The following is a 21,756-nucleotide window of genomic DNA, read 5'->3' as shown; positions in this document are numbered from 1 at the left end:
CATGATTAAACAATACTATTTATAGTGGTATTTTATTGTGGTAAAACGTTTCGCTGTATATTGGGTGTTGCGATGATTCTTAATTTAAGTAATTCTGAGGTCCGTCATCGCGTATGACATCCCAATCAAAACAGGCCTCGCATAAGGAACTGGTGCTATGAAGAATCTCATTGCTGAGTTACTGGTTAAACTGGCGCAAAAGGAAGAAGAAGCAAAGGAACTGACGGTGCAGGTTGAAGCGCTGGAGATCGTGGTCACCGCATTATTGCGCCATATGGAGCATGATGCCCAGCAGGCATTGATTCAGGATATTGAACAGGCGATTGACCAGGTGACGCCCTGTCCGCCGGTCAACGACCATGATGCGATGCTGCTGCAGCAATATCTAAAGAAGCTGTTGCGGCATCCTCGTAGCTAGTCTTTGTGACACGACAAGGATGCCGTCATTTTTCTGTCATCTCCCTTTTATAAAGTCTCCCTCGTTTTGTTTTTTTAAGTATTTTTTACATGGAGATGACAAAAGTGAAATTAAGCGCCCTGTTTATTGCCCTGATTCCTCTACTGGGCTCGCCGGTTATTCATGCAGAAACTACTGCTGCGCCGGTTCTGGAAAATCGCGCTGCGCAGGGAGATATCACCACTCCTGGCGGCGCGCGTCGTTTAACAGGCGATCAAACCGAAGCGCTGCGCGCCTCGTTAATCAATAAGCCAGCTAAAAACGTTATTCTGCTGATTGGCGATGGCATGGGTGATTCGGAAATTACCGCTGCGCGAAACTATGCCGAGGGGGCGGGCGGTTTCTTTAAAGGAATTGATGCTCTGCCGTTAACCGGGCAGTACACGCATTATTCGCTGGATAAAAAAACCGCGAAACCGGACTACGTGACCGACTCGGCGGCCTCCGCCACCGCCTGGACCACCGGCGTGAAGACTTATAACGGCGCGCTGGGCGTCGATATTCATGAGAATGCGCATCAGACCATCCTCGAGCTGGCGAAAGCGGCGGGGCTGGCCACCGGCAACGTTTCCACCGCCGAGCTGCAGGACGCCACCCCCGCGGCGTTGGTGGCGCATGTGACATCGCGTAAATGCTATGGCCCGACGGTCACCAGCGAAAAATGCCCCAGCAATGCGCTGGAAAAAGGGGGCAAAGGCTCCATTACCGAACAGCTGCTGAACGCCCGACCGGATGTCACCCTGGGCGGCGGCGCGAAGACCTTTGCCGAAACGGCGACGGCGGGCGAGTGGCAGGGCAAAACCCTGCGCGAGCAGGCGCAAGCGCGCGGCTACCAGATTGTGACCGACGCGGCTTCTCTTGCCGCCGCGACGGAAGCCAGTCAGGATAAACCGCTGCTGGGACTCTTTGCCGATGGCAATATGCCGGTACGCTGGGAAGGGCCGAAGGCGTCTTATCACGGTAATATCGATAAGCCGCCGGTGACCTGTACGCCAAACCCGAAGCGTGACGCCTCGGTGCCGACGCTGGCGCAGATGACGGAGAAAGCGATTGACCTGCTGAGTCGCAACGAGAAAGGTTTCTTCCTGCAAGTCGAAGGCGCTTCCATCGATAAGCAGGACCATGCGGCGAATCCGTGCGGCCAGATCGGCGAAACGGTTGATCTTGACGAAGCGGTGCAGAAGGCGCTGGAATTCGCGCGAAAAGACGGTAATACCCTGGTGATCGTCACCGCCGACCATGCGCATGCCAGCCAGATCATCCCGGCGGATAGCAAAGCCCCGGGGCTGACCCAGGCTCTGAACACGCACGATGGCGCGGTGATGGTGATGAGCTACGGCAACTCTGAGGAAGAGTCGATGGAGCACACCGGCACCCAACTGCGCATTGCGGCCTACGGTCCGCATGCGGCTAACGTCGTCGGCCTGACCGATCAGACCGACCTGTTCACGACCATGAAAGCTGCCCTGAGTCTCAAATAAGTCGCTGCCGGTGGCGAAATTGCGTCACCGGCTGGTTTTTTTTCTATCTGCGTCCAGACTTACAACGTTCCACTCACAGAAGGATGGTGCGATGAAAATAACTTTATTGATGACCCTACTGTTTGGCTTGATCTTTATCAGCGCGGTTGGCGCGGCAGAAAAAACGCCCACTCCTCAGCAGCAAAGGATGACGGACTGCAATCAGCAAGCGTCAGCCAAAATGCTGAAAGGTGAGGAGCGCAAAACCTTTATGAGCCAGTGTCTGAAAAAAGAGACCACGACCTCGCAGGGAAAGGCGCTCACCCCTCAGCAGCAGAAAATGAGCGACTGCAGCAAAGCGGCCACGGCGAAATCACTGAAGGGCGATGAACGCAGTACCTTCATGAGTAGCTGCCTGAAGAAAGCCTGAAAAAAAGGGAGCGCTCGCGCTCCCTTGTTCTTTAACCTCTCAGGGCTTGAAGCCCGCCAGCTCAGCTTCAGGAGCGGCTCAGTTTCTCTGATTTTTCCATACACTGGGTGATGGCTTCGATTACCGCCGAGCGGAACCCTTTCTCTTCCAGCACGCGCACGGCTTCGATGGTGGTCCCGCCAGGGGAACAGACCATATCTTTCAGCGCCCCTGGGTGTTCTCCGCTCTCCAGCACCATTTTGGCGGAGCCCATCACCGCCTGGGCGGCGAATTTATAGGCCTGAGCGCGCGGCATTCCGCCGAGGACGGCGGCATCGGCCATCGCTTCGATAAACATAAAGACATAGGCCGGCGCCGAACCGCTTACCCCCACCACCGGATGGATCATCGGCTCGGCAATTTGCTCCGCCTGGCCAAAGCAACGGAAAATAGTCAGCACTTCGGCAACATCTTCGCTGCTCACCAGGGCGTTAGGCGTGACGGAGGTCATACCGGCGTTAACCAGCGACGGCGTATTCGGCATCGCGCGAATGATTTTGCGATCGTGGCCAAGGGCGCGCGCCAGCTGCTCAAGCGTAACGCCGGCGGCGATAGAGACCACCAGCGACTCTTTATTCAGACTGGAGGCGATATCGCCCAGCACTTTGGTCATGATCCCCGGTTTAACCGCGCCGAAGACGATATCGGCAATCTGCGCCACTTCCTGGGCGCTACCGGCGGCGTTGATGCCATACTGGTCGCGCAGAGCTGCAACCTTGTCCGGCGACGGGGTGTAGACCCAGATTTGTCCCGGCTGTACCTGACCGCTGGCGATCAGCCCGCCCAGAATGGCCTTACCCATATTGCCGCAGCCGATAAAGCCAATTTTCTTATCCATCACCATTCCCCTCTGCTTTTTTCGTTACGATCTGATTAGCTTACCATCCTGGCGCTTTCCTGGGGGAGAAAAGCAGGTAACATTGGCGTCACTTATTGCAGGTAACAGGAGCTGGCATGGCCATTTGGGTGGATGCGGACGCGTGTCCGAACGTGATTAAAGAGATTTTGTTCCGCGCGGCAGAGCGGACCCAGACTCCGCTGACGCTGGTGGCGAACCAGCCGCTGCGCGTGCCGCCGTCGCGTTTCATCCGCACCCTGCGGGTTGAGCAGGGTTTTGACGTGGCGGATAACGAAATCGTTCGCCAGTGCGCGGCGGGAGATTTAGTGATCACCGCCGACATCCCGCTGGCGGCGGAGGTGCTGGCGAAGGGCGGGGCGGCGCTGAATCCGCGCGGGGAACGTTACAGCGAGGCGACGATCCGCGAGCGGCTGACGATGCGGGATTTTATGGAGACATTACGGGCCAGCGGCGTTCAGACCGGCGGCCCGGATAGTTTATCGCAGCGCGATCGGCAACAGTTTGCCGCCGAGCTGGAGAAGTGGTTGCTGGCGGTTAAGCGTCGCCAGGGTTAAACCCAGCTATCGTCATCGCTGCCAAAATCATCGTCGCCAAAGCCGGCGTCGAAGTCGTCGTTCCAGGTATTGTCGGCAAGGAACTGATCGTCTCCCTGGCGGAACGGATCGTCACCTGCGGTGGTGTCCTGCGCGATGCTGTCCTGCGCGGAGGCGGCATCAGGCTGCGGCTTCTCTTCGATGATATTGACTATCTCCTGCGGGTGCGAGCCGCTGAACATATTGGTCAGCATATTGCCCAGCACCACGCCGCCTGCCACGCCAGCGGCCGTTTGCAGCGCGCCCGCCATAAAGCCGCCGCCGCGTGCGGCAGCCTGCGGGGCATAGTTCTGCTGCGGTGGTGGCGTATACTGCGGCTGAGCGCTGGCCTGCGGGCGACCATATTGCTCCGCGCCCGGGATAGGGTCAGAACCGCGTGACGAGCCGCCACCGCCAAACAGGCCGGAGAGGAAGCCGCCGCTGCTGGGCTTTGCCGCCTGCAGTTGGCTGACCTGACTCTCCAGCGCCTGGATGCGATCGTTAAGCTGTTTAATCGCGGCTTCCTGGATAAGAATGGTTTGCGCCATATAGTAGGGGGCCGCCGGCTGCGCGCTCACGTGTTGGGCAATCCGCTCCTCGGCGCTGGCATCGCGCGATGCGCTGTGCGCCTCAGCCTCTTTCAGCCGGGAAAACAGTCCATCAATAAGGCGTTGTTCTTCAGATTGCATGTTACATTCCTCTGTCACACTGTCGAATAGGCATCAGGGTGCTTCTGAAACATGATGTTGTAAATATGTTGCTTCGTAAAGCTATGCATAAATGTGTTACCGTTTACGCCAGCGGTGGATAAAAAATAACGCCAAGCGGAAAGTAAAGCTGGTTAAACACTAAATGCAATGATAAGTTTACATTAATAGCCCCTCTTCTCACCGTGGTAATGGGGTGTAAAGAAGTTGTGTAATTTTTTCTTTACGTATGCATTGCGGGACAGACAGCGATAATACGTGCTTTCGTTTTCATTTTTTTGCGACAGACGGAACCAGGGGGTCTTCGGTTATGACACAGCCTATCTTTCTTATTGGGCCACGCGGCTGCGGTAAAACCACCGTCGGCCATGCGCTGGCGCGAGCGCGGCATTTTCAGTTCTCCGATACCGATCATCGGCTACAGGCCCATGAGCAGCGGACGGTGGCTGAGATCGTGCAGGCGGAAGGGTGGGCGCGTTTTCGTGAACTGGAGACCCTGTCGCTGAAGGCCGTGACCCTGCCGAATACGGTAATCGCCACCGGCGGCGGTATTGTGCTGGCGGAAGGTAACCGTCAGTTTATGCGGGAGAATGGCGTGGTGATTTATCTGCAGGCCTCGGTGTCGGCGCTGATTGACCGTCTGGAAGCCTACCCGAAAGCCGAACAGCGGCCGACGCTGACCGGAAAACCGGTGCGCGAGGAAGTGGGCGAGGTGCTGGCGCAGCGCGAAGCGTTATACCGGGACGCTGCCCACCATATTGTGGATGCCACGGCCTCGCCGGATCGGGTGGTGGAGCAGATTATGTCCATGCTATGCAGCGCGACGGCAACCCCGGTAAGTTAAGAATTTACTTACATTAAGGCGGCGAGGGGCGCCTATACTTAATAGTTCTGCTACCAGAAGAAGGAAGAACTATGCCAAACAGGCCCCCATATCCGAGAGAAGCGCGCGTGGTTGCGGTAGAGAAAGGTCCTCAGGGTCAGACGGTGACCTGGTATCAGCTCCGTGCGGATTATCCTGAGCCTGATTCGCTTATCAGCGAACATCCTACCGAGCAGGAAGCCGTGGATGCCAAACGGCGTTATGAAGATCCTGACAAGTCGTAACCCCCTGAGCCCGAATTGCCCGCCATGCTGGCAATATCGGGCGTATCTCACATTTTTTATTTATCAGTCGTACTAATGAATATCTAACACACGGATTTTTCAGGCACGGCGCCGCCGCCCGGCAATCTTTACATTCAACCGCGGCGTGGAGCTGCTACGCTTCTCGACGGTTGATTTTTACTCACCAGGGGGGCGGATGCTGTGTGTGGAAAGCCTGTGTTGAAGCAGTGGTTGTGAAAAGGTACATGATATGAGTAGTGCAACGATGGCAATTTTGACCATCGGCGTTGTGCCGCTGGCGGGAGTATTGCCGCTCCTGACCGAACATATCAGGGAAGAACAGATCGCCCACATCAGCCTGCTGGGCGAGATGACGCCTGACGAGGTAATGGCCGAGTACGCCGTAGGTGACGGCGAGAAAGGACTCCTGACCTTGCTCAGTAATAACCAGTTGGTGATGGTGTCGCGACAGAAAATTGAACGCGATGTCCGCAGCGCGATCGCGATGCTGGATCGACAACATTATGATGTGATCCTGCTGCTCAGTTCCGAACAGCTGACCGGTTTTACCACCCATCACGCGATCCTCCTCGAGCCGCAGCGGATCATCCCGCCGCTGGTGGCATCGATCGTCGATGGGCACCAGGTAGGGGTGATCGTGCCGGTGGAAGAGATCATGCCCATGCAGCGGCAAAAGTGGCTCTCGCTGGAAAAGTCGCCATACTACGCGCTGGCCAATCCGTTTACCGGCAGCGACAGCGAGCTATTAACCGCCGGCAAAACGCTGCTGGAGCAGGGTGCCGACGTGCTGGTCCTCGACTGTCTCGGTTACTATCAGCATCATCGCGATGTGTTACAAAAAGCCCTCGATGTTCCGGTTTTGCTGTCGAATGTGCTGGTTTCCCGACTGGCGGCAGAACTATTGGTCTAATGTGTTAATTTCACGTGACAGGGGCAAGGAGCGCCCCCTATATTGAGCCTTTAACCGACGATCAGAAGGGCTTGTTTATGCTTCAAGGCAATGAATACTTTGACGGAAAAGTGAAATCCATTGGCTTCACCAGCAGCAGTACCGGTCGCGCCAGCGTTGGCGTGATGGCGGAAGGGGAATACACCTTTGGTACGGCGCAGCCGGAAGAGATGACGGTAGTCAGCGGGGCGCTGAATGTCCTGCTGCCGGGTGAGGCTGAGTGGAAAGTTTACGCTGCCGGCGAAGTTTTCAATGTGCCAGGCAACAGTGAATTTCATCTACAGGTGGCTGAGCCAACCTCTTATCTGTGCCGCTATCTGTAAGCCAGCGTGACGCCCGGCGCCTGCCGCCGGGTTGTTTTTTCCTTCCTGCCCGGCAGGAAGGAAAGCGGCGCTTAGCGCTGCGCTTCGCCGCCGAGCCCTTCCACCAGGCTTTGGATCAGGGCAGCCAGCTCGCCGGTCATTAAGATAAAGTCGGCGTCAAAGCGCTGGGCGAAATCTTCCCGATCGATATCTTCGTTTTGGTCGCGCAGTTCATCGCAGAACTTGAGGCGCTTAATTGACGCGTCGTCGCAGATCACAAACTGAATACGCTGCTGCCAGTCCAGCGCCAGCTTGGTGACGACCTTCCCGGCCTCAATGTGTACAGCGATTTCGTCGCTAACCAGATCCTGCTTCTTGGCGCGGATCACGCCGCCATCTTCCAGCATCGCTTTCAGCTCGGCTTCGTCCAGCAGCTGGAAGCCCTGCGCCACGGTGCCGGAGCGGACCCACTCGGTCAGCGTTAGCTCAATCGGATTCTCCAGGGTCAGCGGCACCACCGGCAGCGAGCCGAGGGTTTTACGCAGCAGGGCCAGAGTATCTTCCGCTTTCTTCGCGCTGGCGCAGTCGACCATGATCAGGCCGTTGACGGTGTCGATCCACATCATTGTCTGGCTGAAGCGGCTGAAGGCGCGCGGCAGTAGCGAGTGCAGCACTTCATCTTTCAGGGAATCTTTCTCGGTCTTCTTCAGCTTGCGGCCCTGATCGGCTTCCAGCTTCTGGATCTTTGCCTCCAGCGCCTGCTTAATCACCGGCGACGGCAGGATCTTCTCTTCTTTACGCGCGCAGATAATGATCTGGCCGTTTGCCGTATGCGTCAGCGCGTCGCTGTGCGATCCCATCGGCGACACCCAACCGGTTTTCGCCATATCCTGGCTGCCACAAGGGGTAAATGTCAGCTCGGCCAGCTGTTTTTCCATCTCCTCGGCGCGCAATTCGATATCGCGGCTGAGACGGTAAACCATTAAATTTTTGAACCACAGCATGATAATTTCCACGGCTTTGTCGTTAAATCAGGCGGGCATGATAGCGAATTGTCGCTATGCTTGCATTGTTAATCGGGGTGAGGAGCTGAGCGTGCGTATTGGTATTGATTTAGGTGGAACAAAAACCGAAGTGATAGCCCTGAGCGACCAGGGAGAGCAGCTGTTTCGCCACCGGTTACCCACGCCGCGGGAGGACTACCGGCAAACCATCGAGACCATCGCCACTCTGGTGGCGATGGCCGAGCAGGCGACCGGACAGCAGGGTACCGTGGGGATGGGCATTCCTGGCTCAATTTCGCCTTATACCGGGGTGGTGAAAAACGCCAACTCGACCTGGCTCAACGGCCAGCCCTTTGATAAGGACCTCAGCCTGCGCCTTGAGCGGGAAGTCCGGCTGGCTAACGATGCCAACTGTCTGGCGGTGTCGGAAGCGGTGGACGGCGCGGCGGCGGGGGCGCAAACGGTATTCGCGGTGATTATCGGCACCGGCTGCGGCGCCGGGGTGGCGCTCAACGGGCGGGCGCATATCGGCGGCAATGGTAACGCTGGCGAATGGGGACATAACCCATTGCCGTGGATGAACGACGATGAGCTGCGCTACCGTGCGGAAGTCCCTTGCTACTGCGGCAAACAGGGGTGTATCGAAACCTTTATCTCCGGCACCGGTTTCGCCACCGACTATCAGCGGCTGAGCGGCAAAGGGTTAACCGGCAGCGAGATTATGCGCCTGGTGGGAGAAGGTGACGAAAAGGCTGAACTGGCGCTGAGCCGCTATGAACAGCGGCTGGCGAAATCGCTGGCCCACGTGGTGAATATCCTCGACCCGGACGTTATCGTGCTGGGCGGCGGGATGAGCAACGTCGAACGGCTGTATCAGACGGTGCCGGACCTGGTGAAGCAGTGGGTCTTCGGCGGCGAGTGTGAAACGCCGATCCGCAAAGCGATGCACGGCGACTCCAGCGGGGTACGCGGCGCGGCCTGGCTGTGGCCGCTCCAGGGGACCTGAACCACTTCCCCGCACCCGGACCCGGACCCTCTCCCTCGGGAGAGGGTTAGGGTGAGGGGACATCGCCATAATTCAGACCTCACTCCATCGCAAACGCTTTGTCCAGCCGGCTATAGCCCAGGCCGTTAATCTTCTTCACTTTGATCTGCACCGGAATGCGGTCTTTCATCGCCTCCACGTGGCTGATCACCCCGATAATCTTACCGCTAGCGTTAAGGGCATCCAGGGCGTCCAGCGCCGTGTCCAGCGTTTCGCTGTCGAGGGTGCCGAAGCCTTCATCAAGAAACAGGGAGTCAATCCGCGTCTTATGGCTCACCAGGTCTGACAGCGCCAGGGCCAGCGCCAGGCTGACGAGGAAACTTTCGCCGCCGGAGAGGGTGCGGGTGTCGCGCACGGCGTCGGCCTGCCAGGTATCGACAACCTCCAGCTCCAGCGCCTCGCTGGCCTTGCGCTGTAGCAGATAGCGGCCATGCAGGCGGTTGAGCTGCTGGTTTGCCAGCCAGACCAGATTATCCAGCGTCAGCCCCTGGGCGAATTTGCGGAACCGGTCGCCGGTGCTGGAGCCGATCAGCGAATTGAGATAGCCCCAGTCGTCCGCCAGCTGCGCCGCCTCTGCAATCTGCTGCCCCAGCGCCTGCTGCTGTTGACGGCTCTCTGCGTCCTGCCTGAGTTGCTGGCGGATCTCACCCTGGCGGGTAGTGTTATCCCGCAGCCGCTGGGCCAGGGCGTGCAGCTGGGTTTGCAGGGTGGGGACGTCAGCGTCCACCCCTTGCGGACGCAGCGCCAGGTGCGCCTCATGTTGCCGGGTCGCCTGCTCGCAGAGCGCGGCCGCCTGCTGAAGCTGCTGCTCCAGCGTCTGTTTTAACTGCGTCAGCCGCTGGGCGGTCTCGTCATCCAGCAGCGCGGCGAGGAACGCCTCCCGATCGCTAAAGCGGCTGGCGGCCAGGGCGGAGGTGAAGTGCGCCTGCGACTGGTCCAGACGCGCCTTTTCCTGAGTTTCCTGCTGCTGCTGGGCGACAAGCTGGCTGTGCAGCGACAGGCATTCCTCGTGGATTTCGCGCCAGTTGTCCGGGATGGCCGACTCAGCTTCAACCTCTGTCTCGTCGCTGGTCGGCAGCGTCTCCAGCAGTGGCCGCAGAGCAGCGATTTGCTGCTGAATGGCATCATGTCGGGTCTGTTGCGCCTGCCACTGGGCAAATTCGCTTTCGCGAGCGTGCAGCCAGGCGGCTTCTGTCCCTTCTGCCGGCAGGCTCAGGGCCAGGGCCTGCAGGGCGCTCTCCAGTCCCTGGCGCGTGGCCGCCAGCTGCTGCTCGGCCTGGCGCTCCAGCGCCTGCTGATCGTTAAGCTGACTCTGCAACATCAGGCGCTGGCTGAGCTGATAGAGCTGCTGCTCGTAGCGCTCCTGCTCCTGCATCCAGTCGTTTATCTCTTGCGCAATATCCCGCGTGATGTGCAGAGAGGCGCAGGTCTCCTGCCACGCTTTAGTAAGCGCTTGCTCTTCCTCTGCGAGCCGCCCGGCCGCTTCGGTGTCACGCTGGAGCTGTTGCGTCAGGGCCTTGACCTGCCCGAGGATCAGTAGGCCTTCTTCTTTCAGCGCGGCGACCTCCTTTTCCAGCGCATCGCGGCGGCGCTGATTATCCGTGAGCGTCAACGAGGCGTATTGTTCAATCGCCGGGTGTTCACAGGCGCCGCACAGCGGACAGGGCTTACCCGCCTCGAGCCGGTCGCGGTAGCTTTCCAGGTCTTTAATCGTTTCTTCCCGCTGGCAGAGCGCCTTCAGGTCGAGATAGTGCTGGTTTTTGTCTTTATATTGTTCCCGGCGCAGCGTCAGGGTGGCGTTAAGTTTTACCTGCTCCGCCTGCGCCTGCTGGACGCTGTCGGCGTTCTGGCGCAGACGCTTGCGCAGCAGCTGATGCTGCTCATGCAGGGAGATCAGGCGCTGGCGCAGCGGCCGCGATTGGGTTTGCTGTTCTATCGCTGCGGCAACGTCATCCGCGCTCAGGGTGAGAGGGCTGGCTGGCAGCGTGGCCAGCTTCTGGCGTAGCGCGGCCAGGCGGGTGCTCTGAGCCGTTAGCTGTTGTTTATCCCGCGTCAGTTGCGAGAATTGCGCCCGCCAGCCGGCGATCTCCTGACCCCATAAGCGGAAACGCTCATGGGCGGCCAGCCACTGCGCCAGATCGGCCAGTTCAGCCTGACGCTGCTGCTGAGCGCGCAAGGCGCCTTGGCGGATGCGCGCGCGCAGCGCCGTGCTGGCAAGTAAGCGAGCATTTACTTCACTGATCCGCTGCCGGGTTTGCGCCAGGCCTGCCGTCTGCTCCTGCTGGCGCTCCCACAGGGGACGCAGTTGGGCGGCGGGCTGGGCCAGCTCAAGCTTCGCCAGCGCCGGGGCGGCGTCCGCCAGCGCCTGGCGGGCCTGCTGCTGCCGGGTGGCGGCCTGCTGCTGTTGCTGCGCCAGCTCGTCGCGGCGGGTCAGCCACTGGAGCTGCTGCTGCTGGCTCTGCTGCTGGGCCAGCAGGGCTTTTTCTTCGTCAGTAAGTACCTGCAAACTTTCCTGCAGCGCCTGCTGCTGCGCTTCCGTCAACAGGACGATGCCCGCCGCCTGGGCTTCGAACTTCTCCAGCACATGGCGAGCGGCTTTGTGCTGTTCGTAGACCATGGCTGAAATCTGGCCGTAGATTTCCGTGCCGGTCAGCTCCTCCAGCAGCTCCGCGCGATCGCTCGGCTTCGCGTTCAGGAAGGCGGCAAATTGCCCCTGGGAAAGCAGCATCGAGCGGGTGAAGCGGCCATAGTCGAGGCCGGTAAGCGTCGCGGTTTGCTCCAGCTTGTCCGAGACTTTATCGGCGAGGATTTTGCCGTCAGCGCAGCGCGCCAGCTCGACGCGGGGCGCCTGCAGATTGCCATCCGGCTGGTTACGGGCCCGGTTCTGGCTCCAGAAAGCGCGGTAGGCGATGCCTTTTACTTCAAACTCGACTTCCGCCAGACACTCGGCGGTATCGCGGGTCATCAGGTCGTTTTGCGACTGGGAGACTTTATTCAGGCGCGGCGTTTCATGATAGAGCGCCAGGCAAATGGCATCGAGCAGCGTGGTTTTCCCGGCCCCGGTGGCGCCGGTAATGGCGAACAGGCCATTGCTGGCGAACGGCTCGGCGGTAAAGTCTATCTTCCATTCCCCTTTCAGGGAGTTGAGGTTTTTCAGACGCAGACTGAGGATTTTCATGCGTTTTCGTCCTCCGCGGTGAGCGTATGCACCGTATGGGCGAACAGCTCATGCAGCCGGGCGCGCTTCATATCGTCAATTTCGGTCAGCGCCAGCCGGCGCTCGAATACCTCCTCCACCTTCAGTTCACTGAGCGTCTCCCGCTGGGCGTTGAGCAGTATTTTCTCGCGCTGCTCGCGGCTGCGGCGCACCAGCAGCACTTCCACCGGCAGATCCTCCGTCAGCGCCTGAATATGCCGCTGAATATCGTGCAGATAGTCCTCGGTGGTGATTTCGATATCCAGCCACACCGGCGGGTCCTGCTCGACGCCGCGCCACTGCTCCAGCTGGGCGGTGATGGCGGCCAGATCGCCTTTGATTACCGCCAGAGGCTGGGTCACGGGCACCTCCAGGGTTTCCACGGCGCTAAGTCGCCCCTCGCTAAAGCTCACCAGATGCACCGATTTGGCTTTGCCGGTTTCATCGAAGCTCAGCGGCAGCGGCGAGCCGCTGTAGCGGATATGCTCGCAGCCGCCGACCATCTGCGCCCGGTGAATATGGCCCAGCGCAATGTAGTCGGCAGGGGGGAAGTGTTGCGCCGGAAAGGCATCCAGTGTGCCGATGTAAATGTCGCGGACGGCATCGCTTTTGCTGGCGCCGACGGTGGTCAGATGGCCGCTGGCAATGATGGGCAGCGGCCGATCGCCGCGCAGCGCGCAGGCCTGCTGATACTGCTCCTGATAATAGTCGCTGATGGCGTGCAGCAGCTGCTGCTGTTTTTCCCGACCGGAGTGACCGGCCTGGCTGGTCACCAGCTCGCGCGGGCGTAAAAACGGCACCGGACAGAAGATGGCGCCCGGCGTGCCGTCGCGCAGCGGCAGCTCAATCGGCGCGTAGCCGGCGTTCGCCACCACGGTGGTGTGTAAAAAGGCGAGGATATCGCGGGATTCATTGAGCATCGCCACCGAGTCGTGGTTGCCCGCCAGCACCACCAGGCGACAGCCGGTCTGCTGCAACTGGACGACGAAACGGTTATACAGTTCGCGGGCGTAGCTCGGCGGCGAGCCGGTATCAAAAATATCGCCAGCCACGATAATGGCGTCGACTTCATGCTCCTGCGCGCGGTCCAGTAGCCAGGTAAGAAAAGCGTCGTGTTCGGCCGCGCGGCTTTTGCTGTAAAAATTCTGGCCCAGGTGCCAGTCGGAGGTGTGAAGGAGGCGCATAAATCTTCCCTAGCGAAAAAGCATGGGCGGCAGTATACCACTTGTTAGTGAGGGGTAAGTCCGCGTCGTGCTTCAAAATACCCGATCATCAGACGGTCATTTTTTTCATAAATCTGTCACAAAAGTGACGCATAATGACGCCGCACTTCTATACTGATGGCTAAAAAAAACAGGGTAAATAATGGCGAGAAGAATTCTGGTCGTTGAAGATGAAGCTCCAATCCGCGAAATGGTCTGCTTTGTTCTGGAGCAAAATGGCTTTCAGCCTGTCGAAGCGGAAGATTATGACAGCGCGGTGAATCAACTCAATGAACCCTGGCCTGATTTGATTCTCCTGGACTGGATGCTGCCGGGCGGTTCGGGGCTGCAGTTTATTAAACTGCTCAAGCGCGAGGCGATGACGCGGGATATTCCGGTAGTGATGCTGACCGCGCGTGGAGAAGAAGAGGATCGCGTTCGCGGCCTGGAGACCGGCGCGGATGACTACATCACCAAGCCTTTCTCTCCGAAAGAGCTGGTGGCGAGAATCAAAGCGGTGATGCGCCGTATTTCACCGATGGCGGTGGAAGAGGTGATCGAAATGCAGGGGCTGAGCCTCGACCCTTCATCGCACCGGGTAATGACCGGCGACAGTCCGCTGGATATGGGACCGACGGAATTTAAATTATTGCACTTCTTTATGACCCATCCGGAGCGGGTGTACAGCCGTGAACAGCTGCTGAACCACGTCTGGGGGACCAACGTTTATGTGGAAGACCGCACGGTGGACGTCCATATTCGCCGCCTGCGCAAAGCGCTGGAACACAGTGGCCATGATCGTATGGTGCAAACGGTTCGCGGCACGGGGTATCGTTTCTCCGCCCGTTTCTGAATTTTGACAGGAGTGTGACCCGTGCTGGAACGGCTGTCATGGAAAAGGCTGGCGCTGGAGCTCTTTTTAGCGTGTATTCCGGCCCTGATTCTGGGGGCGTTTGTGGGTCATCTGCCGTGGTTTTTACTGGCGGCAGTGACCGGTTTGCTGATCTGGCATTTCTGGAATTTGATGCGCCTGTCGTGGTGGCTGTGGGTGGACCGGAGCATGACTCCTCCGCCTGGCCGCGGCAGTTGGGAGCCGCTGCTGTATGGTCTGCACCAGATGCAGATGCGTAATAAAAAGCGTCGGCGCGAGCTGGGAAGCCTGATTAAACGCTTTCGCAGCGGGGCGGAATCGCTGCCGGATGCGGTCGTCCTGACCACGGAAGAGGGGGCTATTTTCTGGTGTAATGGCCTGGCGCAGCAGATTCTAAACCTGCGCTGGCCGGACGACAGTGGCCAAAACATTCTTAACCTTCTGCGCTATCCTGAGTTCGCCAACTATCTGAAACAGCGCGATTTTTCAAAGCCGCTCAATCTGGTGCTGAATAACGCCCGTCATCTGGAAATTCGCGTGATGCCCTACAGCGACAAGCAGTGGCTGATGGTGGCGCGCGACGTGACGCAGATGCATCAGCTGGAAGGGGCGCGGCGGAACTTTTTCGCCAACGTCAGCCATGAGTTGCGCACCCCACTGACGGTGCTGCAGGGCTATCTGGAGATGATGCAGGAGCAGGTGCTGGAGGGGGCGACCCGAGAAAAAGCCCTGCACACCATGCGGGAGCAAACTCAACGTATGGAAGGCCTGGTAAAGCAGCTGCTGACGCTGTCGCGTATTGAAGCCGCGCCGGCGCTGGCGATGAATGATCGCATCGACGTGCCGATGATGCTGCGGGTGGTGGAGCGCGAGGCGCAAACTCTCAGCCAGGAGAAACAGACGCTGATCTTCACCGTCGATGAGCAGCTCAAGGTGCTGGGTAATGAGGAGCAGCTGCGCAGCGCCATCTCCAACCTGGTCTATAACGCGGTGAACCACACCCCGCCGGGGACCGAAATTCGCGTCAGCTGGCAGCGAACCCCGCAGGGAGCGCTGTTCAGCGTCGAGGATAACGGGCCAGGCATTGCGCCGGAGCATATTCCCCGTCTGACCGAGCGTTTTTATCGGGTGGATAAAGCCCGTTCCCGGCAAACGGGGGGCAGTGGCCTGGGACTGGCGATCGTCAAACACGCGGTTAACCATCATGACAGCCGGCTGGAAATCGACAGCACGGTGGGCAAGGGAACCCGCTTTAGCTTCCTGCTCCCGGAACGATTAATTGCCAAAAATGACGCCTGATCGACGCGCTGTCAGTTTATCTTGCCAATGACCAGCTTCAGCTGGTCATTTTCATTGGCAGTCGTTTTTTCTCGCCTATTTAATGAGCGTGCGCTGCTTTTTTGTTCGCATGATAAGCCACGGGTTTTCTATCAATATGGTAAATGATTCTGGTGTGAAAGGCATAACCAGCATAATCATCTGCTTTTGCGATCGTGCCTTGCTTTAAAACGTTATAAGCGTTTAAATTGCGCCTGCGCAGTCGATGACAGACTGCTTTTGCGTGGTAATACCAAAAACAATTCTTTCCCACGCCGCTTCGGGAGCATATCTCGCTGAGTTTACCGGCAATGGCTGCTGTATCGTCCCTGAGAGGGGAGCGCGGTATTTTTCCATTTTTTTACAACACCACATCCACAGGCAGTAATGAATTTATGACCCATCAGTTAAAATCTCGCGACATCATAGCGTTGGGCTTTATGACCTTCGCGTTGTTCGTTGGCGCAGGCAACATTATTTTCCCTCCGATGGTTGGCTTACAGGCGGGCGAGCACGTCTGGACGGCGGCGATCGGCTTCCTGATCACTGCGGTGGGTCTGCCGGTGCTGACGGTGGTGGCGCTGGCGAAAGTCGGCGGCGGCGTTGAAAGCCTGAGCACCCCGATTGGTAAAGTGGCCGGTATCCTGCTGGCGGTGGTGTGCTATCTCGCGGTAGGACCGCTGTTCGCGACGCCGCGTACCGCGACCGTCTCCTTTGAGGTCGGTATTGCGCCGCTGACCGGCGACGGCCCGCTGCCGCTGCTGATCTACAGCGTTATTTACTTCGCGCTGGTGATTCTGGTCTCCCTCTATCCGGGCAAACTGCTGGACACCGTGGGCAATTTCCTTGCGCCGCTGAAAATTATCGCCCTGATTGTGCTGGCGGTCGCCGCCATCATCTGGCCAGCGGGCCCGATCAGCGACGCGCTGGAAGCGTATCGTACGGCGCCATTCTCCAATGGCTTCGTCAACGGCTACCTGACCATGGATACCCTCGGCGCGATGGTGTTCGGCATCGTGATTGTTAATGCCGCTCGCTCACGCGGCGTCAGCGAAGCGCGTCTGTTGACCCGCTATACCGTCTGGGCTGGCCTGATGGCGGGCGTCGGCCTGACCCTGCTGTATCTGGCGCTGTTCCGTCTGGGCTCTGACAGCGCTACTCTCGTGGATCAGTCCGCCAACGGCGCGGCGATCCTCCATGCCTACGTGCAGCACACCTTCGGCGGGGCGGGCAGTTTCCTGCTGGCGGCGCTGATCTTCATCGCTTGCCTGGTGACGGCGGTGGGCCTGACCTGCGCCTGCGCTGAGTTCTTTGCCCAGTATCTGCCGTTCTCCTATCGCACGCTGGTCTTTGTTCTCGGCCTGTTCTCCATGGCGGTCTCCAATTTGGGCCTTAGCCATCTGATCCAGGTATCGATTCCGGTGCTGACCGCTATCTATCCGCCGTGTATCGCACTGGTTGTATTAAGCTTTACCCGCAGTTGGTGGCATAATTCGTCCCGCGTTATCGCGCCGGCCATGTTTATCAGCCTGATGTTTGGTATCATTGACGGGATTAAGTCATCGGCATTTGCCGCGATTCTGCCGGACTGGACCGCGCGTCTGCCGCTGGCGGAGCAGGGCCTGGCCTGGCTGATGCCCACCGCCGTGATGACCATTCTCGCGGTGATCTGGGATCGCGCAGCCGGACGTCAGGTGACTTCCAGCGCGCATTAACCGGCGGTGAGGACAAGCGTTTAACCACGGGACTTCGGGTTCCGTGGTTTTTTATTTTTTGTGTTAAACGGCATTGAAAAACCACGATGGAAAGTAGTAACAAGCTTAAGCGCGGGCTAAGCACCCGGCACATTCGCTTTATGGCCCTGGGTTCCGCCATCGGCACCGGGCTTTTTTACGGCTCGGCCGACGCCATTAAAATGGCCGGACCCAGCGTACTGTTGGCCTACATTATCGGCGGCGTCGCGGCATATATCATTATGCGGGCGCTCGGTGAGATGTCGGTGCATAACCCTGCCGCCAGCTCATTCTCCCGCTATGCCCAGGAAAACCTCGGCGGACTGGCGGGCTATATCACCGGCTGGACCTACTGCTTTGAAATCCTGATCGTCGCCATCGCCGACGTTACCGCCTTCGGCATCTACATGGGCGTCTGGTTCCCGACGGTGCCGCACTGGATCTGGGTGCTCAGCGTGGTGCTGATCATCTGCGCCGTCAACCTGATGAGCGTCAAGGTGTTTGGCGAGCTGGAGTTCTGGTTCTCGTTCTTCAAAGTGGCCACCATTATCATCATGATCCTCGCCGGGTTCGGCATCATTATCTGGGGGATCGGCAACGGCGGCCAGCCGACGGGGATTCATAATCTGTGGAGCAACGGCGGCTTCTTCAGCAACGGCTGGCTGGGAATGGTGATGTCGCTGCAGATGGTGATGTTCGCTTACGGCGGCATCGAAATCATCGGCATTACCGCCGGTGAGGCGAAGGACCCGGAGAAATCCATTCCGCGCGCCATCAACTCGGTGCCGATGCGCATTCTGGTGTTCTACGTCGGCACGCTGTTCGTCATTATGTCCATCTACCCGTGGAATCAGGTGGGAACCGACGGCAGCCCCTTCGTCCTGACCTTCCAGCATCTGGGCATTACCTTCGCGGCCAGTATTCTTAACTTCGTGGTCCTGACGGCTTCGCTGTCGGCGATTAACTCCGACGTGTTCGGCGTGGGCCGTATGCTGCACGGCATGGCTGAGCAGGGCAGCGCGCCGAAGGTGTTCGCTAAAACGTCGCGTCGCGGTATTCCGTGGGTGACGGTGATGGTGATGACCATTGCGCTGCTGTTTGCGGTATACCTAAATTACATCATGCCGGAGAACGTTTTCCTGGTGATCGCCTCCCTGGCCACCTTCGCCACGGTGTGGGTGTGGATTATGATCCTGCTGTCACAGATAGCCTTCCGCCGCCGTCTGTCGCCCGAAGAGGTTAAGGCGCTGAAATTCAAAGTCCCTGGCGGGGTGGTGACCACGGTGATCGGCCTGCTGTTCCTGGCCTTTATTATCGCCCTTATCGGCTATCATCCGGACACCCGCATCTCGCTGTACGTCGGTATGGCGTGGATTGCGCTGTTGCTGCTCGGCTGGGTCTTTAAGACCCGCCGTGAGCGCCGCCTGGCGCAGGCTCAGTAATCGACATCGCCCCGGTCAGCATCGCGCGGCCGGGGCGGGTTGCGGTCCCGCGTCCTCCCCCGTTATCCTCCCCCAAAAAGTTCTGAGATGATGAGTTCTGCGCCCGGCGGCTATGGCAAGGTGTGCCCATTCTGCACAATGAGGATTCACGATGTTGAAGGCATGGCACCTTCCGGTTGCACCCTTTATCAAGGTGCAACAGGACCGACTGTTTATTACTCTGTGGTTAAGCGGTGAGTCGCTGCCGCAGCGGATCACGCTGCGCGCGGAAGAGGATAACGAAGAGCTGTCGCTGCCGATGCAGCGGCTCCGCCAGGCGCCACAGCCAGGCGTGGTGGCATGGCGCGGCGAAATCTCTCTCGCCAGCGGCCAGCCGCGCCGCCGCTACAGCTTTAAGCTGCTGTGGGCCGACCATCAGCGCTGGTTTACGCCACAAGGCTTCACCCGATTCCCGCCGGCCAGACTGGAGCAGTTCGCCATTGACCTGCCGGACGCCGGCCCGCAGTGGGTGGCCGATCAGGTGTTCTATCAAATTTTCCCCGATCGCTTTGCCCGCAGCGCCGCGCGTGACGCCGACCAGGATGCGGTCTATTACCATCACGCGGCGGGACGGGAGATTGTGCGCAAGGCGTGGGACGACCCGCTTACCGGCGAGGCGGGCGGGTCGACGTTCTACGGCGGGGATCTCGACGGCATCAGCGAAAAAATTCCCTACCTGAAGCAGCTCGGCGTAACCGCTCTGTATCTGAACCCGGTTTTCGCCGCCCCCAGCGTGCATAAATACGATACCGAGGATTATCGGCGCGTCGATCCGCAGTTTGGCGGCGACGCGGCGCTGCTCCGGCTGCGCCACAACACCCAGCGGGCGGGAATGCGCATGATCCTCGACGGCGTGTTCAACCATACCGGCGATTCCCATCCCTGGTTCGACCGTCACCAGCAGGGCAGCGGCGGCGCCGGCCACGATCTGGACTCCCCGTGGCGCGACTGGTTTACCTTCTCAGAGGAGGGGCAGGCGCACAACTGGCTGGGTTATGCCAGTCTGCCGAAGCTCGACTATCGGTCGACCAGCCTGGTCAACGAGATCTATGCCGGTGAAGACAGTATCGTACGCCACTGGCTGAAGGCGCCATGGAGCATGGACGGCTGGCGTCTGGACGTGGTGCATATGCTGGGCGAAGGCGGCGGGGCGCGGAATAACCTGCAGCATATCGCCGGCATTACCCAGGCAGCGAAGCAAGCGCAGCCGGAAGCTTTTGTCTTTGGCGAACATTTTGGCGACGCGCGCCAGTGGCTGCAGGCGGATGCCGAAGACGCGGCGATGAACTATCGCGGCTTCACCTTCCCGATCTGGGGATTCCTCGCCAATACCGATATTTCTTACGATCCGCAGAAAATAGACGCCCAGACCTGTATGGCGTGGATGGATAATTATCGCGCCGGGCTGTCGCATCAGCAGCAGCTGCGGATGTTCAACCAGCTCGACAGCCATGATACGGCGCGTTTTAAATCTCTTCTTGGCAAAGACGTAGCGCGCCTGCCGCTGGCGGTGGTGTGGCTGTTCAGCTGGCCGGGGGTACCGTGCATCTACTATGGCGACGAGGTGGGCGTGGATGGCAATAACGATCCGTTCTGCCGCAAACCGTTCCCGTGGGATCCGGCGCTGCAGGATACCCAGCTGCTGGCGCTGTATCAGCGGATGGCGAAACTGCGTAAGGCCCACCAGGCGCTGCGCTATGGCGGCTGTCAGGTGATTTACGCCGAGGATAACGTGGTGGTGTTTGTCCGCGTCTACAAACAGCAGCGGGTGCTGGTGGCGATTAACCGCGGGGAAGCCTGCGAGGTGGTTATTGAAGATTCCCCGCTGCTGAACGTGGCCGGGTGGACGCTGCAGGAGGGCGCCGGCGCCTTCCAGGACGGGGTGCTGACCCTCCCGGCCATCTCCGCCAACGTCTGGTCCGGCCGTTAATGGTAGAGCTGGCTCAGCAGGTCGCCGCGGAGGAGCGCCTCCCGCCACCAGCGCTGAGCCAGCCCATCATTCCCGCTGCGCCAGGCCATATAGGTAATATCCTTTTCCCGCCAGCAGGCGACGCTTTTCTCCACCAGACTGCCTTTTACCAGCCACGGGCGAGCGATATGGCGCGGCAGAAAGCCGCAGCCCAGCCCGGCGCACAATAGTTCGACTTTACTGGCGAAATCATCGACGCCGATTTGCGGCTGCTCGTCGAGGAGATTGCTGTTGAGCGGATGGCAATAGCGGGCGCTGTCGCGGATCACGATGGCCCGATGCTGGCTGAGCTGTTTATTGGCCAGTGGCTCCTTCGCCTGAGCCAGCGGGTGATGGGGGGCGACGACGAAGATGTTATCCAACGCGCCGAGGGTTTGCCATGACCACTCCGCGGAGGTGGGCGGCTCATTGATGGCGCCGAGGATAATATCCGCCCCATGATGGGTCAGCTCTTCCCACGAACCGGCGAGGGTGTGATGGCTGAAGTTCAGTCGCGTCTGTGGGTTTTGCGCGTAAAACTCGGCGATCAGCGGCAGCAGGGCCGAAAAGGGAAATGAGGCGTCAAGGGCGATGGCTAGCTCTCGCTCCCAGCCCGCGCTCAGCTGCTGGGCCTGCTTTTCCAGATCTCTGGCGGCACTTAAAAGCTGTCGCCCCTTCTCCAGCATCAGCCGGCCGGTATCGGTAAATTTTGCCCGATGGCCGGAACGATCCAACAGCACGATGTTCAGATCGCTCTCCAGTTTCTGGATCATATAGCTCAGAGCAGCGGGGGTTTTATACAGCGACTCCGCGGCGGTGGCGAAGGATCCGTGGCGGTCAAGGGCATCAAGGATCATCAAAACATCAAAGTTTACGCGCATATGAAGCTATCCATTAATTTGTTTTCTCTGTTGTACCTAAGCGCAATAATCAAAGCCAGTGAATAAATCAGAACAGTTTGGCGTAAAAATTTGATTAAAACAGGCGTGAATAAATCCTGGTCGCGGCAAAAAATATAAACCATAAAAAATCCTTAATAACTTGTTAGAAATAACT

20 protein-coding genes are annotated in these 21,756 nt (G+C 58.9%); 14 read left to right on the top strand and 6 right to left on the bottom strand.

Going from position 1 to position 21,756, the window contains the following annotated elements; genetic code table 11:
• Nucleotides 1-157 precede the first annotated feature (157 nt).
• The 3 genes from iraP to IB144_RS20665 all read left to right on the top strand — a co-directional run bounded on the left by iraP (nucleotide 158) and on the right by IB144_RS20665 (nucleotide 2,347).
• Nucleotides 158-418, top strand: a complete 261-nt coding sequence (gene iraP / locus IB144_RS20675; RefSeq protein WP_002890221.1) for an anti-adapter protein IraP — start codon at nucleotides 158-160, stop codon at nucleotides 416-418.
• Nucleotides 419-507: 89 nt separating this feature from the next.
• Nucleotides 508-1,938, top strand: coding sequence for an alkaline phosphatase (gene phoA, locus IB144_RS20670; RefSeq protein WP_065888836.1), 1,431 nt, complete (start codon nucleotides 508-510; stop codon nucleotides 1,936-1,938).
• Nucleotides 1,939-2,029: 91 nt separating this feature from the next.
• Complete coding sequence (locus IB144_RS20665) at nucleotides 2,030-2,347, top strand: PsiF family protein (RefSeq protein WP_002890225.1); 318 nt, start codon at nucleotides 2,030-2,032, stop codon at nucleotides 2,345-2,347.
• Between the two features lie 67 nt (nucleotides 2,348-2,414).
• Here the strand turns inward: IB144_RS20665 and proC are convergent, their stop codons facing one another.
• Entirely contained in the window at nucleotides 2,415-3,224 is an 810-nt protein-coding gene (gene proC, locus IB144_RS20660; protein WP_023341086.1) for a pyrroline-5-carboxylate reductase, read from the bottom strand.
• Between the two features lie 116 nt (nucleotides 3,225-3,340).
• Here proC and IB144_RS20655 point away from each other — a divergent pair, with 116 nt between their 5' ends.
• Entirely contained in the window at nucleotides 3,341-3,799 is a 459-nt protein-coding gene (locus tag IB144_RS20655) for a YaiI/YqxD family protein (protein ID WP_002890230.1), read from the top strand.
• Here IB144_RS20655 and IB144_RS20650 read toward each other — a convergent pair.
• Entirely contained in the window at nucleotides 3,796-4,506 is a 711-nt protein-coding gene (locus IB144_RS20650) for a DUF2076 domain-containing protein (RefSeq protein WP_002890273.1), read from the bottom strand. The genes IB144_RS20655 and IB144_RS20650 overlap by 4 nt on opposite strands.
• A gap of 328 nt (nucleotides 4,507-4,834) precedes the next feature.
• Here IB144_RS20650 and aroL point away from each other — a divergent pair, with 328 nt between their 5' ends.
• The 4 genes from aroL (at nucleotide 4,835) to ppnP (ending at nucleotide 6,924) form a co-directional block, all read left to right on the top strand.
• Complete coding sequence (gene aroL / locus IB144_RS20645) at nucleotides 4,835-5,368, top strand: shikimate kinase AroL (protein WP_002890276.1); 534 nt, start codon at nucleotides 4,835-4,837, stop codon at nucleotides 5,366-5,368.
• A 71-nt stretch (nucleotides 5,369-5,439) separates the two neighbouring features.
• A complete protein-coding gene (locus IB144_RS20640) occupies nucleotides 5,440-5,631 on the top strand; it encodes a YaiA family protein (protein WP_002890278.1) in 192 nt (63 codons plus the stop codon).
• A 250-nt stretch (nucleotides 5,632-5,881) separates the two neighbouring features.
• Entirely contained in the window at nucleotides 5,882-6,562 is a 681-nt protein-coding gene (locus IB144_RS20635) for an AroM family protein (RefSeq protein WP_004144619.1), read from the top strand.
• A 77-nt stretch (nucleotides 6,563-6,639) separates the two neighbouring features.
• On the top strand, nucleotides 6,640-6,924 hold the full coding sequence (gene ppnP, locus IB144_RS20630; RefSeq protein WP_065888837.1) for a pyrimidine/purine nucleoside phosphorylase: 285 nt from the start codon (nucleotides 6,640-6,642) through the stop codon (nucleotides 6,922-6,924).
• Nucleotides 6,925-6,995: 71 nt separating this feature from the next.
• Here the strand turns inward: ppnP and rdgC are convergent, their stop codons facing one another.
• Entirely contained in the window at nucleotides 6,996-7,907 is a 912-nt protein-coding gene (rdgC, locus tag IB144_RS20625; protein ID WP_002890285.1) for a recombination-associated protein RdgC, read from the bottom strand.
• 91 nt (nucleotides 7,908-7,998) lie between these two features.
• Between rdgC and mak the strand changes: the two genes are divergently transcribed.
• On the top strand, nucleotides 7,999-8,913 hold the full coding sequence (mak, locus tag IB144_RS20620; RefSeq protein ID WP_002890286.1) for a fructokinase: 915 nt from the start codon (nucleotides 7,999-8,001) through the stop codon (nucleotides 8,911-8,913).
• Nucleotides 8,914-8,992: 79 nt separating this feature from the next.
• On the opposite strand, the gene sbcC is transcribed toward mak, so the two are convergent.
• Nucleotides 8,993-12,130 (bottom strand): exonuclease subunit SbcC, encoded by a 3,138-nt coding sequence (sbcC, locus tag IB144_RS20615; protein ID WP_065888838.1) that lies wholly within the window; start codon nucleotides 12,128-12,130, stop codon nucleotides 8,993-8,995.
• Nucleotides 12,127-13,332, bottom strand: coding sequence for an exonuclease subunit SbcD (sbcD, locus tag IB144_RS20610; protein WP_009485322.1), 1,206 nt, complete (start codon nucleotides 13,330-13,332; stop codon nucleotides 12,127-12,129). Before sbcD ends, sbcC begins: the two co-directional genes overlap by 4 nt.
• A gap of 181 nt (nucleotides 13,333-13,513) precedes the next feature.
• Between sbcD and phoB the strand changes: the two genes are divergently transcribed.
• From phoB to malZ, 5 genes are all read left to right on the top strand, one after another.
• Nucleotides 13,514-14,203 carry a phosphate response regulator transcription factor PhoB gene (gene phoB, locus IB144_RS20605; protein ID WP_002890343.1) on the top strand — a complete coding sequence of 230 codons (690 nt, stop codon included), beginning with the start codon at nucleotides 13,514-13,516 and terminating at the stop codon, nucleotides 14,201-14,203.
• 21 nt (nucleotides 14,204-14,224) lie between these two features.
• Nucleotides 14,225-15,520 (top strand): phosphate regulon sensor histidine kinase PhoR, encoded by a 1,296-nt coding sequence (gene phoR, locus IB144_RS20600; protein ID WP_002890344.1) that lies wholly within the window; start codon nucleotides 14,225-14,227, stop codon nucleotides 15,518-15,520.
• 413 nt (nucleotides 15,521-15,933) lie between these two features.
• Nucleotides 15,934-17,253 (top strand): branched-chain amino acid transporter carrier protein BrnQ, encoded by a 1,320-nt coding sequence (brnQ, locus tag IB144_RS20595; protein ID WP_004144627.1) that lies wholly within the window; start codon nucleotides 15,934-15,936, stop codon nucleotides 17,251-17,253.
• Nucleotides 17,254-17,339: 86 nt separating this feature from the next.
• Nucleotides 17,340-18,713 (top strand): proline-specific permease ProY, encoded by a 1,374-nt coding sequence (gene proY / locus IB144_RS20590; protein WP_002890348.1) that lies wholly within the window; start codon nucleotides 17,340-17,342, stop codon nucleotides 18,711-18,713.
• Nucleotides 18,714-18,864: 151 nt separating this feature from the next.
• Entirely contained in the window at nucleotides 18,865-20,682 is a 1,818-nt protein-coding gene (gene malZ, locus IB144_RS20585) for a maltodextrin glucosidase (RefSeq protein ID WP_032419355.1), read from the top strand.
• Here the strand turns inward: malZ and IB144_RS20580 are convergent.
• Complete coding sequence (locus IB144_RS20580; RefSeq protein WP_002890353.1) at nucleotides 20,679-21,581, bottom strand: LysR substrate-binding domain-containing protein; 903 nt, start codon at nucleotides 21,579-21,581, stop codon at nucleotides 20,679-20,681. The genes malZ and IB144_RS20580 overlap by 4 nt on opposite strands.
• Nucleotides 21,582-21,756: the final 175 nt, after the last annotated feature.

Source organism: Klebsiella sp. K4, from assembly GCF_014596785.2.
Taxonomy (GTDB): Bacteria; Pseudomonadota; Gammaproteobacteria; order Enterobacterales; family Enterobacteriaceae; genus Klebsiella; species Klebsiella pneumoniae.
Note: the sequence above shows the minus strand (reverse complement) of the source record. Positions and strands in the feature narration are given on the sequence as shown.